The 14,102-nt window shown below is 70.8% G+C and carries 18 protein-coding genes; 14 read left to right on the plus strand and 4 right to left on the minus strand.

The features are described from left to right. Window positions 1-271 precede the first annotated feature (271 nt). The gene (locus tag ABH920_RS33240; protein ID WP_370353192.1) at window positions 272-550 is read left to right on the plus strand and encodes a DUF167 domain-containing protein; all 279 of its coding nucleotides are present in this window, start codon (window positions 272-274) and stop codon (window positions 548-550) included. 245 nt (window positions 551-795) lie between these two features. Here ABH920_RS33240 and ABH920_RS33245 read toward each other — a convergent pair whose 3' ends face one another. Further along, window positions 796-1,146 (minus strand): hypothetical protein, encoded by a 351-nt coding sequence (locus ABH920_RS33245; protein WP_370353193.1) that lies wholly within the window; start codon window positions 1,144-1,146, stop codon window positions 796-798. On the opposite strand from ABH920_RS33245, the gene ABH920_RS33250 reads away from it, so the two are divergent. The 4 genes from ABH920_RS33250 (at window position 1,136) to ABH920_RS33265 (ending at window position 4,389) form a co-directional block, all read left to right on the plus strand. Continuing rightward, entirely contained in the window at window positions 1,136-1,570 is a 435-nt protein-coding gene (locus tag ABH920_RS33250; protein ID WP_370353194.1) for a TraR/DksA family transcriptional regulator, read from the plus strand. The genes ABH920_RS33245 and ABH920_RS33250 overlap by 11 nt on opposite strands. A gap of 121 nt (window positions 1,571-1,691) precedes the next feature. Next, complete coding sequence (gene lspA, locus ABH920_RS33255) at window positions 1,692-2,468, plus strand: signal peptidase II (protein WP_370353195.1); 777 nt, start codon at window positions 1,692-1,694, stop codon at window positions 2,466-2,468. Window positions 2,469-2,495: 27 nt separating this feature from the next. Further along, window positions 2,496-3,434 carry an RluA family pseudouridine synthase gene (locus tag ABH920_RS33260; protein WP_370353196.1) on the plus strand — a complete coding sequence of 313 codons (939 nt, stop codon included), beginning with the start codon at window positions 2,496-2,498 and terminating at the stop codon, window positions 3,432-3,434. 73 nt (window positions 3,435-3,507) lie between these two features. Next, the gene (locus tag ABH920_RS33265; protein ID WP_370353197.1) at window positions 3,508-4,389 is read left to right on the plus strand and encodes a DUF4436 family protein; all 882 of its coding nucleotides are present in this window, start codon (window positions 3,508-3,510) and stop codon (window positions 4,387-4,389) included. Between the two features lie 3 nt (window positions 4,390-4,392). On the opposite strand, the gene ybaK is transcribed toward ABH920_RS33265, so the two are convergent. Continuing rightward, window positions 4,393-4,890 carry a Cys-tRNA(Pro) deacylase gene (gene ybaK / locus ABH920_RS33270; protein ID WP_370353198.1) on the minus strand — a complete coding sequence of 166 codons (498 nt, stop codon included), beginning with the start codon at window positions 4,888-4,890 and terminating at the stop codon, window positions 4,393-4,395. A gap of 121 nt (window positions 4,891-5,011) precedes the next feature. On the opposite strand from ybaK, the gene ABH920_RS33275 reads away from it, so the two are divergent. Further along, a complete protein-coding gene (locus tag ABH920_RS33275) occupies window positions 5,012-5,998 on the plus strand; it encodes a hypothetical protein (protein ID WP_370353199.1) in 987 nt (328 codons plus the stop codon). A gap of 118 nt (window positions 5,999-6,116) precedes the next feature. Here ABH920_RS33275 and ABH920_RS33280 read toward each other — a convergent pair whose 3' ends face one another. Further along, a complete protein-coding gene (locus tag ABH920_RS33280; protein WP_370353200.1) occupies window positions 6,117-6,782 on the minus strand; it encodes an LON peptidase substrate-binding domain-containing protein in 666 nt (221 codons plus the stop codon). Between the two features lie 86 nt (window positions 6,783-6,868). On the opposite strand from ABH920_RS33280, the gene hisD reads away from it, so the two are divergent. The 8 genes from hisD to hisF are packed head-to-tail and all read left to right on the plus strand — an operon-like array spanning window position 6,869 to window position 12,710. Next, window positions 6,869-8,200 (plus strand): histidinol dehydrogenase, encoded by a 1,332-nt coding sequence (hisD, locus tag ABH920_RS33285; protein WP_370353201.1) that lies wholly within the window; start codon window positions 6,869-6,871, stop codon window positions 8,198-8,200. A 3-nt stretch (window positions 8,201-8,203) separates the two neighbouring features. Continuing rightward, window positions 8,204-9,307 carry a histidinol-phosphate transaminase gene (locus tag ABH920_RS33290; RefSeq protein WP_370353202.1) on the plus strand — a complete coding sequence of 368 codons (1,104 nt, stop codon included), beginning with the start codon at window positions 8,204-8,206 and terminating at the stop codon, window positions 9,305-9,307. Continuing rightward, window positions 9,304-9,894 carry an imidazoleglycerol-phosphate dehydratase HisB gene (gene hisB, locus ABH920_RS33295; protein ID WP_194917447.1) on the plus strand — a complete coding sequence of 197 codons (591 nt, stop codon included), beginning with the start codon at window positions 9,304-9,306 and terminating at the stop codon, window positions 9,892-9,894. The genes ABH920_RS33290 and hisB overlap by 4 nt, the downstream gene beginning before the upstream one ends. 2 nt (window positions 9,895-9,896) lie before the next feature. Next, window positions 9,897-10,067, plus strand: a complete 171-nt coding sequence (locus tag ABH920_RS33300) for a hypothetical protein (protein ID WP_194917445.1) — start codon at window positions 9,897-9,899, stop codon at window positions 10,065-10,067. Continuing rightward, window positions 10,064-10,702, plus strand: coding sequence for an imidazole glycerol phosphate synthase subunit HisH (hisH, locus tag ABH920_RS33305; protein ID WP_370353203.1), 639 nt, complete (start codon window positions 10,064-10,066; stop codon window positions 10,700-10,702). Before ABH920_RS33300 ends, hisH begins: the two co-directional genes overlap by 4 nt. A gap of 40 nt (window positions 10,703-10,742) precedes the next feature. Continuing rightward, a complete protein-coding gene (gene priA, locus ABH920_RS33310; RefSeq protein ID WP_370353204.1) occupies window positions 10,743-11,474 on the plus strand; it encodes a bifunctional 1-(5-phosphoribosyl)-5-((5-phosphoribosylamino)methylideneamino)imidazole-4-carboxamide isomerase/phosphoribosylanthranilate isomerase PriA in 732 nt (243 codons plus the stop codon). Between the two features lie 5 nt (window positions 11,475-11,479). Beyond that, a complete protein-coding gene (locus tag ABH920_RS33315; protein ID WP_370353205.1) occupies window positions 11,480-11,875 on the plus strand; it encodes a RidA family protein in 396 nt (131 codons plus the stop codon). 46 nt (window positions 11,876-11,921) lie between these two features. Continuing rightward, on the plus strand, window positions 11,922-12,710 hold the full coding sequence (gene hisF / locus ABH920_RS33320) for an imidazole glycerol phosphate synthase subunit HisF (protein WP_370353206.1): 789 nt from the start codon (window positions 11,922-11,924) through the stop codon (window positions 12,708-12,710). Window positions 12,711-12,879: 169 nt separating this feature from the next. Here hisF and ABH920_RS33325 read toward each other — a convergent pair whose 3' ends face one another. Continuing rightward, window positions 12,880-13,194, minus strand: a complete 315-nt coding sequence (locus ABH920_RS33325) for a CPCC family cysteine-rich protein (RefSeq protein WP_370353207.1) — start codon at window positions 13,192-13,194, stop codon at window positions 12,880-12,882. Between the last annotated feature and the right edge of the window lie 908 nt (window positions 13,195-14,102).

The raw sequence follows: 14,102 nt of genomic DNA on the forward strand, positions 1-14,102 counted from the left end.
CGACGAAGGGACGACACAGGCACTCTCTATATAGAGCGCCGGTACCGCGGTACCACCCTCCTTGACACACCGTCGTCAACGATATGTCCACTTCATTGCGTATCCGGCCGGTTCTACTCGGGCCTGGCGGCCCTTTCTTCCGGCGGCTCGGGGCTGATTTTCGCGCGGCGTCCGCCTCCGGGCTCGCACCGTCCCCGGATCGCTGAGGCTTTCCCGCCGCGCTACTCGTCCCGTCGCTGCCTGCTCGGGTACTCGTGTCATTGTAAGCGGTATGGAGGAGCTCCGAATTCCAATTCGCGTGAAGCCCGGGAGCTCCCGGACGAGAGTCGGCGGACGGCACGGAGATCGGTCACTCATCGTGGCCGTCACGGCGAAGGCGATCGACGGCGCGGCGACCGAAGCGGCCCTCCGGGCGGTCGCGGAAGCGCTGGGAATGCCGCGCCGCGCCGTCGTGTTGATCACCGGAGCCACCTCGCGCGACAAAGTCTTAGGTGTTTCTTCGGAAGACCCCGAAACCCTGCGCGAGCTGGTGCGGGACCTGCTCGGCTGAACCGGGCGGAAACCGCGGGAACACCCGGCCGTACCGGCCCGGGAGGCCACTTAGCCCGAACGAGTGAATGTTTGGTGCGCAAGTGTTCGACGGGAACTGGTGGGCGGCTTGGGACGTTTCTCCCCTCACGAAGCGTGATTAGCGGGGGCCCGGCGTGGGCACGCTACACGTCGCGTGTGAGTTGGGGGCGGACGGGCCCGTGAGGGTGTACAGCGTGCTCAGTGAGAGCGCACTGCGCCGCCACGTCAGAGAGCGAGGATGACGGCCGTGACGACGAGCAGGACGAAGGCATCAGAGGCGGCCACGGGGGCCACGCACGCCGCCGGCACGGCGACGAAGGCGACGGCCGGCAAGGCGGTGCCCAAGCCGACTCGGGCCGCGACCGGGGCCAAGGCCTCGCCGCCGACCCGCCGCCCCGGCGCCGGTGAGGCGCGACGGTCGGCGACCGGGCCGGCCGCTTCGGTGTCGGCCAAGAGTACGGCGCAGAACGCGGCCCAGGCCACGGCCGAAGCCACCCCGAAGACGGCCCCGAAGCCGTCGGCGACCACCACCTCGGCAGAGGTTCCCGCGGACAAGGAGACTCCCATGACGGTCACGCAGATCACCGAGACCGTGGCCGGGGTCGGCGGGCTGCCGCCGTACCGGACCGGTGAGGACCCCTGGACCCCGGACGAGGTCGGCGAGCTCCAGGCCGAGCTCGAGGGCGACGCAGCGCGGCTGCGCCGGGAGATCAGCACCGCCGAGACCGGCATCGCCGACCTGCTGCGGGACTCCGGCGAGGGGGCCGGCGACGACCAGGCCGACGCCGGGACCAAGAACTTCGAGCGCGAGCACGAGATGGCCATAGCCAACAACGCCCGGGAGATGCTGCAGCAGACCGAGCGCGCGCTGGCCCGGCTGGCGGCCGGCACCTACGGCGTGTGCGAGTCCTGCGGCGAGCCGGTCGGCAAGTACCGGCTGCAGGCGTTCCCGCGGGCCACGCTGTGCATGAGCTGCAAGCAGAAGCAGGAACGCCGCTGAGGTACGGATCCGGCCCGGCGGAGGTGCCGGGCCGGGATCGTTGCTCAGGAGATCTTTCCTGATGCGATCTTCCCCGCGTGATCGTGCCTCGTCCCCGGTGCCGCGAAGGTAGGGTGTGCGCGTGGCTTCAGAAGTACGTGCGGATTCAGAGGTGGCCGAGGACGTGGTCGGGATCGTCGACGAGACTGCCGGGGATGCCGAGGTGACCGGTGCCTCTGAGGTTTCCGAGTCGGATTCCCCGAGCGCCGAGGCCGAGATCCAGACCGAGACCCAGACCCAGCCTGACATCGAGCTCGAGGCCGCCCCGCACCGCAAGCGCCGCATCGGCGTGGTGCTGGTCTTCGCGGCGCTGGCCCTGGCCATCGACGCGGTCAGCAAGGCGCTGGTGGTCGCCAAGCTCCAGGACCGCGGTCCGGTGCACGTGCCCGGCGGCTTCCTGGACCTCAACCTGATCCGCAACTCCGGGGCGGCCTTCTCCATCGGCGAGGGCCAGACCTGGGTGTTCACCTTCATCGCCGCGTGCGTGGTGTTCGTGATCCTGCGGGTCTCGCGCAATCTGCGCTCGCTGCCCTGGGCCATCGCGCTGGGGCTGCTGCTCGGCGGCGCGCTCGGGAACCTGAGCGACCGGCTGTTCCGGGCGCCGGGGGTGGGGCGCGGCGATGTCGTGGACTTCCTGCAGTTCCCGACGTTCCCGCTGGTGCACTACAACTTCCCGGTGTTCAACCTCGCCGACTCCTCGATCGTGGTCGGCGGCTGCCTCATGGTGCTGCTGTCCTTCCTCGGCATGCAGCCGGACGGGTCGCGGCACAAGGACGTGAAGCCGGAGGCCGTGGCGGTGCCGGCGCCGTCCTCGTCGGGGGACGCCGAGCCCGAGGACTCCTCCGGCAAGGACGCGTAGTCCGAGGCTGCCCCGCGCTGCCGGATAATGGTGGCCATGTCTGATCTCCGTAGCCTCCCCATCCCGGACGGCCTCGAGGGCGAACGCCTCGACGCCGCGCTGGCCCGCATGTTCGGCCTGTCCCGGACCCGCGCCGCCGAGCTGGCCGCGGACGGCCGGGTGCGGCTGGACGGCGCGGAGGCCGGGAAGTCCGACCGGGTGCGCGGCGGGGCGTGGCTGGAGATCGAGCTGCCACCGGCCGCCGACCCGGTGGCGGTGAAGGCCGAGGCCGTCGAGGGCATGCGGATCGTGCACGACGACGAGGACATCGTGGTCATCGACAAGCCGGTCGGGGTCGCGGCGCACCCGAGCGTGGGGTGGCTGGGGACGACCGTCATCGGCGGGCTGGCCGCGGCCGGGTACCGGATCTCGACTTCCGGGTCCGCCGAGCGCCAGGGCGTCGTGCACCGGCTGGACGTCGGGACGAGCGGCCTGATGGTCGTGGCGAAGTCCGAGCGCGCCTACACGCTGCTCAAGCAGGCCTTCCGCGACCGGACCGTGGACAAGCGCTACCACACGCTGGTGCAGGGGCACCCGGACCCGATGCGCGGGACCGTGGACGCGCCGATCGGTCGGCACCCGCACCACGACTACAAGTTCGCGGTGGTCCGGGACGGCAAGGACAGCGTCACGCACTACGAGACGATCGAGGCCTACCGCGCGGCGACGCTGCTGGCGATCAAGCTGGAGACGGGGCGGACGCACCAGATCCGCGTGCACATGGCGGCGCTGCGGCACCCCTGCGTCGGGGACCTGCAGTACGGCGCGGACCCGAAGCTGGGGGAGCGGCTGGGGCTGACGCGGCAGTGGTTGCACGCGGTGAGCCTGGGGTTCGAGCATCCCGGGACCGGGGAGTGGGTGCAGTTCGAGAGCCAGTACCCGGATGATCTTCAGCGCGCGCTGGACCTCATCGCGGCCGAGAGCTGATTCGACACCCGTTTCATCGAGCCCTGCGGCGTTGCTGCGGGGCGCCGGGGGATCTTGGCGGTTCACTGGACCCGTGCAGAGAACGGATTGGTGGTGGCCCCCGGCGCATCCGCGCACCTGGGCGTCGATGGTCGGTGCGGTCCTGCTGGTGGCGCTGGCCACAGGGGTCGGCGTCTACCTGTCCCACCTGGACCGCGGCGGCCGGCACAGCGGCTTCGGCGCGGGCGCGACCGGCGCGCCGGACCGCGTCGACATCGTGGCGACCATCAACCGGGTCGAGGCCGCGCGCAACGACGCGCAGGTGCGGGTGTTCGTGACCGTCGTCGGTAAATATGCCAAGGGCGGCGACGGCGTCTTCCCGACGCAGGACCTGACCGTCGAGACCTCGTCGCTGTCCTCCGGCGAGCTGACCTACCCGGCCGGCAAGCGCATCGTGTCCAAGGACATGCTGATGGACCTGCCCGGCGGCGACATCGCCGACTACCCGTTCGACCGCTACTCGACCACCCTCGCCTTCGCCGCGACCATCGGCGGCGAACCGGCCCCGACCGCCGTCGAGATCGTCGACTCCGACCCCGGCTTCGTCACCCGCGCGACCGTGAACGGCGACGAGTCCGAACCCGGCTTCGACATCCAACTGCGCCGGACCCGCGGCACGTTCGTGATGGTGTGGCTGATGTACGTCATCATGTGGGCCCTGGCCCTGTCCGTCCTGACCGGCGCACTGGTGATGGGCCACCGCCGCCTGGGCATGGTCTGGCCGGGCCTGGGCTGGATGGCGGCCTCGCTGTTCGCCCTGGCCGGGTACCGGAACACCGCGCCGGGCCAGCCGCCGATCGGCTGCCTGCTGGACTACACGGTGTTCCTGTGGGCCGAGGCGATCGTGGCGTTCTCGATGGTCTACGCGGTGCTGCGGGGGACCAAGGTCGAGGTGGCGGCGGAGGCGGGGCGGTAGCGGCTACCCCTCCCGCCCGATCTCCGCCACTACCGCGTCCGTCAGCCGCACCAGGTCCCCGGGCGCCAGCTCGATCTCCATCCCGCGCTTGCCGGCCGAGCAGAACATGGTGTCGAACAGCTGGGCGGTCTCGTCGACCACGGTCGGCAGCGGTTTGCGCTGGCCTAGCGGGGAGACGCCGCCGAGGACGTAGCCGGTGGTGCGGGTGACGGCGGCGGGGTCGGCCATCGCCGCCTTCTTGCCGCCGACCGCGGTCGCCAGGGCCTTCAGGTCCAGGGAGCCGGAGACCGGGACGACCGCCACGACCAGGTCGCCGTCCACGTCCGCGACCAGGGTCTTGAAGACGCGGTCGGGTTCGACGCCCAGGGCGTCCGCCGCCTCCTGGCCGTAGGAGGCCGCGCTCGGGTCGTGGTCGTAGGTGTGGACGGTGAAGTCCACGCCTTCCTTGCTGAGCAGGGCGGTGGCCGGGGTTCCGCTCGCCTGCCGGTTCTTCGCTGCCATGCGGCAATGGTGCCAGGAAGGCTGTCGGCGCGGGTGTCGCAGGCGTCGCGGCGTCCTGGTTCGGCACCAACCGCCACTCCCGGCTGCCAGGATGGGGCGCGGCATGAAAAGCTGATGGACGATGAACGACCAGACTTCGCCGACTGCCGATGGGCAGAGCCAGGGTTCCTCGCCGTGGCGGAACCCCTTCGAGGAACCGCAGAGTGCCCAGGGCCTGCCGCAGGTGCCGAACCTTGTGCCGACCGGTCCCGGCGGACCGGGTGCGGCGGGCGCGCCGGGTGCCTCGGGCGGGCCCGGGCGCTCCGGGCGGTCGCTGCGCGAGCTGCTGCTGCTCTGGCGTCCCGACCTGCTGGCCGCGGCGATCCTGCTGGTCACCGGGACGGTCCTCGGCGTGCTGGCCGCGCTCGCGTGGTACCGCTTCGCGCCCACGGTGTGGCTGACGCTGCCGGCCAACGCGGTCTCGCAGGTCACCTCCGGCGTCGACCAGTCCGCGCTGCTGGTGGCGCCCGAGGCGAAGGGCATCGCGAGCGTCGACGGGTACTACTTCGTCTTCACCGCGATCGTCGGCCTGCTGCTCGGGATCCTCGGGTTCCTGCTGGCCCGCCGCGGCATGTTCGCGGGGCTCGACCGCGAGGGCAACCGGGAGGGCGCGGCGATCGGCGCCTGGGCCGGCGTGCTGCTCGGCGGGTTCGCCGCCTCGACGATCGCGGCCGCGCTCGGGCGCTGGGTGTCGATGCCCGACCCGCTGACGGTGCTGCACATCATCGCCGCCGGACACAACTTCCACGCGCCGGTCGCGCTGCACGCGCAGGGGCTCTACCTGGCCGCGCCGATGCTGGGGACGGTGCTGTTCCTGGCGCTGACGTGGGCTTTCACGAAGCCGTCGCCGCCGGACTGGCAGGGGCCGACGCAGGGGCAGGGGTACTTCACGGCGGCGAATCCTTATGGGCTGCCGGCCGGTCAGCAGGCCCCGGAGCAGCAGGGACAGCCGCAACCGCAAGGGCAGCCGCAGCCCCAGCCCCAGCATCAGCCGGGATCCGACAACGGATCAGGTCCCGCATCCGGCGCCGCCTCGGGCGCGCCGCAGGCGGACAACTCCCTGGGCTGACAAGCTGCCGTCGTTCTCGCACGCGCCGCCGCCGACCTTCCGTCGCGCGGCGGCGTTCTGCGTTCAGGCGCGGCAAGCAGCAAGCAGCAAGCGGCAAGCGGCGACCAGCGGCGCGCGTCTACCGACTCCGCCGCCGCAGCAGATCCACCGCCGGCAGCGACGGCAGGTTCTTCAAGATCCCCGTCTCCCGCCGCAGGATCTTCGCCTCGGCGCGCAGCCGGTCCACCGTCGTCTCCGTGGTGAGCAGCCGCTGCTTCTCGTACGTGTCCAGCACCGTCGCCGCGCCGATCAGATACGACAGCACCGTCGGATCCTCCGGCAGCTCCGGGATCGACCCGACCTGCACGCCCCGCAGCTCCGACAGCGCGGCCTGGTACTTGCGGAACAGCGCCGTCAGCCCCGGCGCCAGCACTTCGGCCTCCGGGCCGGCCACCTCGTCGAGCAGCTCGACCTCGCCGCGCGCGTAGGGCCCCTCGTCGTCGAAGGCCTCCAGCCGGAAGCGGTGCACTCCGGTGGTGGTGATGTCGAAGCGGCCGTCCTCGTACTCCACGATCGAGTCGATCTCGGCGGTGCAGCCCACGTCGTACAGCGCCGTGACGTTGCCGTGCCCCACCTCGTGCCCGTCCTTGACGGCGAGCACGCCGAACCGGCGCGGCGCGCCCTCCGGGAGCGCCGACAGGTCGCGGACCAGCTGCCGGTAGCGGTGTTCGAAAATGTGCAGGGGGAGTACGACGCCCGGGAAGAGCACGCTTCCGAGGGGGAACAGCGGTAGCTCTGTCGTCACGCACCCAATCTAGTCGCTGCCCGGCGCGGGGTGCCCACTCTGCGGACGCGCCGGACCGGCGTTCCTCGCCGAACTAGAATCGTGACGTGATCACTCGAATCGACCTGCGCGGTCGCGCTCTGGACACGAGCCAGACTGATCCTCGCGCCCTGGTACCCAGGGCCGAGCTGGATGTGGAGGCGGCCCTGGCCGTCGTCCGTCCGATCGTCGAGGACGTGCACCATCGCGGCGAGGCGGCGCTGATCGAGTACGGGGCGAAGTTCGACGGGGTCGAGCTGGAGCAGGTCAAGGTTCCGAAGGCGGCGCTCGCCGAGGCCGTGGAGCAGCTGGATCCGCAGGTCAAGGCCGCGCTGGAGGAGTCGATCCGCCGGGCCCGCAAGGTGCACCGGGACCAGCGCCGCCAGGCCTCGACCACGCAGGTCGTCCCGGGTGGCACCGTCAGCGAGCGCTGGGTGCCGGTGGACCGGGTCGGGCTGTACGTGCCCGGCGGCCGCGCCGTGTATCCGTCCTCCGTGGTGATGAACGTCGTGCCGGCGCAGGAGGCCGGGGTCGGCTCGCTGGCCGTCGCCTCGCCGCCGCAGAAGGAGTTCGGCGGGCTGCCGCACCCCACGATCCTGGCCGCGTGCGCGCTGCTCGGCGTGGACGAGGTCTACGCCGTCGGCGGGTCGCAGGCCGTCGCCATGTTCGCCTACGGCTACCAGGACGCAGACGGCGCCATCGTCTGCCGCCGTGCCGACCTGGTCACCGGCCCCGGCAACATCTACGTCGCCGCCGCCAAGCGGCTGCTCAAGGGCGTCATCGGCATCGACGCCGAGGCCGGCCCGACCGAGATCATGGTGGTCGCCGACGCCACCGCCGATGCCGGGATCGTCGCCGCCGACCTGATCAGCCAGGCCGAACACGACCCGCTGGCCGCCGCGGTGCTGGTCACCGACTCCGAGGAGCTGGCCGACCAGGTCGTCGGGGAGCTGGAGACCCGGGTCGCCGCGACCAAGCACGTCGAGCGGATCCGCGAGGCCCTGGCGGGGCGGCAGTCGGCGATCGTGCTGGTCGACGACATCGACGCGGCGCTGATCGTGGCCAACGGCTACGCCGCCGAGCACCTGGAGATCCAGACCCGGGACTCCGCCGCCGACGCCGCCAAGGTGCGCAACGCCGGCGCCGTGTTCGTCGGCTCCTTCGCGCCGGTGAGCCTCGGCGACTACCTGGCCGGCTCCAACCACGTGCTGCCCACCGGCGGCTGCGCCTGCCACAGCTCGGGGCTGTCGGTGCAGAGCTTCCTGCGCGGCATCCACGTCGTCGACTACACCCGCGAGGCCCTGGCCGAGGCCTCGGCGCTGGTCGTGGCCCTGGCCAACGCCGAGGACCTGCCCGCGCACGGCGAGGCCGTGACGGCCCGCTTCGAGGATCGGGGCTGAGACGTGGACTACCGCGACCTGCCGATCCGCGACGATCTGCGGGAGCTGACGCCGTACGGCGCGCCCCAGATCGACGTGCCGTATCCGCTGAACACGAACGAGAACCCGTACGGCCCGCCGGCCGAACTCGTGGCGGACCTGGCGAAGGCCGTCACCGACGCGGCGACCACGCTCAACCGCTACCCCGATCGCGACGCCACCGACCTGCGCAAGGACCTGGCCGACTACCTCGACCACGGCCTGACGGTCCGCAACGTCTGGGCCGCCAACGGCTCCAACGAGGTCCTGCAGCAGATCCTCCAGGTCTTCGGCGGCCCCGGCCGCAGCGCCATCGGCTTCGAACCCTCCTACTCGATGCACCGCCTGATCGCGCTGGCGACCGCCACCGAGTGGATCTCCGGCCTGCGCGAGGGCGACTACACGCTCGACGCCGCCAAGGCCGTCGCGGCGATCGAGAAGCACCAGCCGAACATCGTGTTCCTGACCTCGCCGAACAATCCGACCGGGACGGCGATGGAGCTGGACGTGATCCGGGCCGTGGTCAAGGCCGCGGACCAGGTCGGCGCGATGGTGGTGGTGGACGAGGCGTACTTCGAGTTCGCGCGGCCCGGCACTCCTTCGGCGCTGACGCTCTTGCCTGAGAACCCCCGGCTGATCGTCACGCGCACCATGTCGAAGGCGTTCGCCATGGCCGGCGCGCGCGTCGGCTACCTCGCCGCCGACCCGGCGGTGATCGACGCGCTGCTGCTGGTGCGCCTGCCGTACCACCTCTCGGCGCTCACGCAGGCCGCCGCGCGGACCGCGCTGAAGCACGTCGACGCGCTGCTCGGCACCGTGGACGCGGTGAAGGCGCAGCGGGACCGCATCGTCGCCGAGCTCGTCGCGCTCGGGCTGCACGTGGTCCCCTCCGACGCCAACTTCGTGTTCTTCGGCGTTCCGGGCGGGGACCAGAAGACGCTGTGGCAGAAGATCCTCGACCACGGCGTGCTGATCCGTGACGTGGGCATTCCCGGCATGCTGCGGGTCACCGCCGGGACCGAATCTGAGACGACGGCGTTCCTGGACGCCTTGAAGGAGAGTCTTGCCGTGTTGGATGGAGAATCGTGAGCCGCGTGGGCAGGGTGGAGCGGACGACCGGCGAGACCGGCGTCCTGGTGGAGATCGACCTCGACGGCACCGGCGAGGCCGAGATCTCCACCGGCGTGGGCTTCTTCGACCACATGCTGCACCAGCTGGCCAAGCACGGCCTGTTCGACCTCACCGTGAAGACCGAGGGCGACCTGCACATCGACGGCCACCACACCGTCGAGGACACCTCGCTGGCGCTGGGCGCGGCGTTCCGCGAGGCGCTGGGCACCAAGGCGGGCCTGCGCCGGTTCGCCGACGCCCGGGTGCCGCTGGACGAGACCCTGGCCGAGGTGGTCGTGGACCTGTCCGGGCGGCCGTACCTGGTGCACGAGATGCCCGAGCACCTGGCGCCGATGATCGGGGACTTCGACACCGAGCTGACCCGGCACATCTTCGAGTCGTTCGTGGCGCAGGCGCAGATCTGCCTGCACATCCGCGTGCCCTACGGCCGGATCGCGCACCACGTGGTCGAGGCCCAGTTCAAGGCGCTGGCCAGGGCGCTGCGGGAGGCGTGCACGCCGGACCCTAGAGTGAACGGTATTCCGAGCACGAAGGGTGTCCTTTAGAGATGACCGGCAGTTACGCGGCCGCGGGACTTCTGTTCCTCGGCCTTTTTCTCCTTGGCGGAGCGTTCTCGCTGTTCCGGCAGGCCTCCGGCAACGGCAACATGCGGGTGATGTCGATACTGCTGGTGCTGTGCGCCGGCATGGCGATCGCCGGCGGGGTGATGCGCTGGTGAGCAAGCCCTCCGTCGTGGTCCTGGACTACGGCTCCGGGAACATCCGCTCCGCCGAGCGGGCGCTGGAGCGGGCCGGGGCGCAGGTCAGCGTCACGGCGGACGTCGACGCCGCCTTGAACGCGGACGGGCTGTTCGTGCCCGGGGTGGGGGCGTACGCGGCGTGCATGGCCGGGCTCAAGGCGGTCAAGGGCGACCGGATCATCGGGCGGCGGCTGGCCGGGGGGCGGCCGGTGCTGGGGATCTGCGTCGGGATGCAGATCCTGTTCGAGCGCGGGGTGGAGCACGGCGTGGAGACCGCCGGATGCCACGAGTGGCCCGGGACCGTGGAGCGGCTGGACGCGCCGATCATCCCGCACATGGGGTGGAACACGCTGGACGTGGCCGCGGGGTCGCGGTTGTTCGCCGGGCTCGACGCCGACACGCGGTTCTACTTCGTTCACTCGTATGGGGTGCGCAAGTGGGAGCTGACCGACACCGGGCGGATGGCCGCGCCGTTGGTGACGTGGGCCACGCACGGCGAGCCGTTCGTCGCCGCGGTGGAGAACGGGCCGCTGTCGGCCACGCAGTTCCATCCGGAGAAGTCCGGCGACGCCGGTCTGCACGTGCTGCGGAACTGGCTCGAGCAGCTGTCCTGAACCCGACACCGTTAATCAACACTCGCAGAACAGGGATCTGATGTCCGGCTACCTCGAACTCCTGCCCGCCGTCGACGTCGCCGACGGCCAGGCCGTCCGTCTCGTGCAGGGCGCCGCCGGCTCCGAGACGTCCTACGGAGACCCGCTCGCCGCCGCGCTGGCCTGGCAGGAGGCCGGCGCCGAGTGGATCCACCTGGTGGACCTCGACGCCGCGTTCGGCCGCGGGACCAACGCCGACCTGCTGGCCGTGGTGATCGGGTCGGTGGACGTGAAGGTCGAGCTGTCCGGCGGCATCCGGGACAGCGTGTCGCTCAAGCGCGCCCTGGCCACCGGCTGCGCGCGCGTCAACCTCGGGACCGCCGCACTGGAGCGGCCGGAGTGGGTCAGCGAGGTGATCGCCGAGCACGGCGACAAGATCGCGGTCGGGCTGGACGTGCGGGGCACGACGCTGGCCGCGCGGGGCTGGACGCAGGAGGGCGGGCAGCTGTTCGAGGTGCTGCAGCGCCTGGACGCCGACGGCTGCGCGCGGTACGTGGTGACGGACGTGAACCGCGACGGGACGCTGACCGGGCCGAACCTGGACCTGCTGCGCGACGTCTGCGCGGCCACCGACAAGCCGGTCGTGGCCTCGGGCGGGGTGTCGTCGCTGGCGGACCTGGAGGCTCTGGCGACGCTGGTGCCGATCGGCGTCGAGGGCGCTATCGTCGGCAAGGCGCTGTACGCGGGCGCGTTCACGCTTGAAGAAGCCCTCGAACTCACCAGGAGTGCGTGAGATATATGAGCAGCATCCAGCGGATCGGCTCCGAAGGGCAATGGGAGAACGAGTACGGCTACTCGCGGGTGGTCGTCGCCGGGCCGCACGCGTGGGTCGCGGGGTGTACCGCCACTGTCGACGGCAGGGTGCAGGGGAACGGGGATCCGTACGCCCAGATGAAGGTCGCGCTGGAGATCGCTCGCAAGGCGTTGGAGCAGGCCGGGTTCGGGCTGCACGATGTGGTGCGGACCCGGTGGTATGTGGTGCATGCGCGGGATGTCGCCGAGGTGGGGCGGGCGCATGGGGAGGTTTTCGCGGAGTGCCGGCCTGCGGCCACGGCTTTGGTGGTGTCGGGGCTGACGGATCCTGGGATGTTGGTTGAGGTGGATTTGGATGCTTATCGGGTTGGGGCTGCTTAGCGTCGAGCCTCGGCCCGGTATTCATACCTTTGAGAAGGAGTAGCAAGTGAGCACCGCCGCCCTCGGCCAGCTGGCCGTCCGCGTCATCCCGTGCCTGGACGTCAACGCCGGGCGCGTGGTCAAGGGCGTGAACTTCGAGAACCTGCGGGACGCGGGGGATCCGGTGGAGTTGGCGCGGGCTTATGACGCGGCCGGTGCCGACGAGCTGACGTTTCTCGACGTCACCGCTTCGAGCGATGCGCGCGAGACGGTCTACGACGTGGTCGGCCGCACCGCGGACCAGGTCTTCATCCCGCTGACGGTCGGCGGCGGGGTGCGCTCGGTCCAGGACGTGGACCGCCTGCTGCGAGCCGGGGCGGACAAGGTCGGCGTGAACACGGCGGCGGTGACCCGCCCGGAACTGATCGCCGAGATCGCCGACCGCTTCGGAAACCAGGTACTGGTGCTGTCGGTCGACGCCCGCCGCTGCCCCGAGGGCGTGAGCACGGAATCCGGCTACGAGGTCACCACGCATGGCGGCCGCCGCTCCACCGGCATCGACGCCGTGGCGTGGGCGGCGCGAGCGGCGGAGCTGGGGGCGGGCGAGATCCTTCTGAACTCGATCGACGCCGACGGCATGAAGCAGGGCTTCGACCTGGAGATGCTGGCTGCGGTGCGGGCCGCGGTGACCGTCCCCCTGATCGCCTCCGGCGGCGCGGGCGCGACGGAGCACTTCGCCCCGGCGGTCGGCGCGGGAGCGGACGCGGTGCTGGCGGCCTCGGTGTTCCACTTCGGGGACGTGACGATCGGCGAGGTCAAGGGTGCGCTGCGGGCGGCGGGGTTCCCGGTGCGGTAGGTGCGGGAGGTGCGGGAGCGTGGTGCTGCGGTGTGTAGGGCTCCGGTGTGTAGTGCCCCGCCCTACCAAGGGGGCTGACCACCTCAAATAGGGCTCTGTCGGCGATCTTGTTGCTGGCGTTTGATGGACCGATCAGGGACGGGCCCAGAATCACGAGCTGTCAACGTGCTCAGGTTGTGTAGCCCCTGTCGCGCATTCTGCGCGCACCAGGGGCCCACCACGCGCCTTCGCCGCCGTTGACGATCGAATCCGCATCCGAGGCCCTGGCCTCCGATGCATACAGCGCGTAGCTGTTGCGTGCGTCGGTCAGACTCTCTGATCCGTTGGGGCCGCCCCAGACCTCGTCGGCGTTCAGATCGTCTTGACCGTCGTCTTCCCAACCGCACTCGTTGCAGATCTCATAGTTGCCTCGAGCCTCGAGCGTCAAGAATCGACAACAGGGGCAAGCGTACGGACCGCCACCAGGCTGGGATGCAGCATCCACGCGGCCATCGACGAGTTCGCGCGCCGCTACGACAGGCTCCGCCTCGAACGACCAGACGTCAAACGCAGACCCCTGACCTCAACAAGGTCGCTGGCAGAGCCTTTAGTAGGGCGCGCGCCAGCAGATCCAGTTCAGGATCGGCGGCGGGCGCTTCGTCGTTAACGCCCAGGTCCGGAATTCGCGCAGAAGTTGGGTCGAACGTGGGCGTGGCGCTGCGGCCGGTTTGTGGTTTGCAGGCGATTTTTACGGCTTCGCCTAACGTTTGGTGACCTCGCAGGGGGACGCAGTTCGGTTGCGCGACTCGGGTCGCGCCGGCGGCCGGCGGTTTGCGCGGGGTCGCCTTTCCGCAGGGGTGTGATGGTTCGGGGTTGAAGATCAAAACCGTGGCGGGCACAACCGCTGCCCAAGGAACCGGACGGGTTCCGTAGCGGGCCGGGTTTGGTCGCCCGGGCTGCGGTCCGAGTGTGGGAAAACCGGTTTGTGTCCCTCGGTCGCGACGTCACCCGGAGGGAACCACGACGGTCCGGGGATATCAAGGCGAAGGCCGGCGGTCGTGCGCGGCGGCGGCGGTTGCGTACGCCTTGACATCCCCGGACCGTCGAGGTTGGCAGAGCCTGCCGCCGCAACCGAGGAACACAAACCGAAAACCGGGAGGGACGTGGTGGCGCGAGGCGCACACCCGTCACGGATGCAGAACCCTGGCATGAGCACCGACCGCCGTCACTTCCGCCGGCCGCTCGCGACTGCCGCGTGGATCCGGTGTGAGACCGGCCGCTGCCACGATCGTTGGCCGCGCGCCACCACCCCACCTCCATCCCGCTATGCACCCCGCATACATCCCAAGATGCAGTCCGCCCCCGCGCAAGGTCGCCATCCGGTCTGACGACCGCACCGCCCCGCGCCCCATA

Origin of the sequence: Catenulispora sp. EB89 (assembly GCF_041261445.1) — a bacterium.
GTDB lineage: Bacteria > Actinomycetota > Actinomycetes > Streptomycetales > Catenulisporaceae > Catenulispora.

Coding starts and splice junctions, on each gene's coding strand:
- ABH920_RS33275 (WP_370353199.1), top strand. CDS start 5,012: ATGAACGACCAGACTTCGCCGACTGCCGATGGGCAGAGCCAGGGTTCC.
- ABH920_RS33250 (WP_370353194.1), top strand. CDS start 1,136: ATGACGGTCACGCAGATCACCGAGACCGTGGCCGGGGTCGGCGGGCTG.
- ABH920_RS33315 (WP_370353205.1), top strand. CDS start 11,480: ATGAGCAGCATCCAGCGGATCGGCTCCGAAGGGCAATGGGAGAACGAG.
- ybaK (WP_370353198.1), bottom strand. CDS start 4,890: ATGGCAGCGAAGAACCGGCAGGCGAGCGGAACCCCGGCCACCGCCCTG.
- ABH920_RS33240 (WP_370353192.1), top strand. CDS start 272: ATGGAGGAGCTCCGAATTCCAATTCGCGTGAAGCCCGGGAGCTCCCGG.
- ABH920_RS33260 (WP_370353196.1), top strand. CDS start 2,496: ATGGTGGCCATGTCTGATCTCCGTAGCCTCCCCATCCCGGACGGCCTC.
- priA (WP_370353204.1), top strand. CDS start 10,743: ATGTCCGGCTACCTCGAACTCCTGCCCGCCGTCGACGTCGCCGACGGC.
- ABH920_RS33300 (WP_194917445.1), top strand. CDS start 9,897: ATGACCGGCAGTTACGCGGCCGCGGGACTTCTGTTCCTCGGCCTTTTT.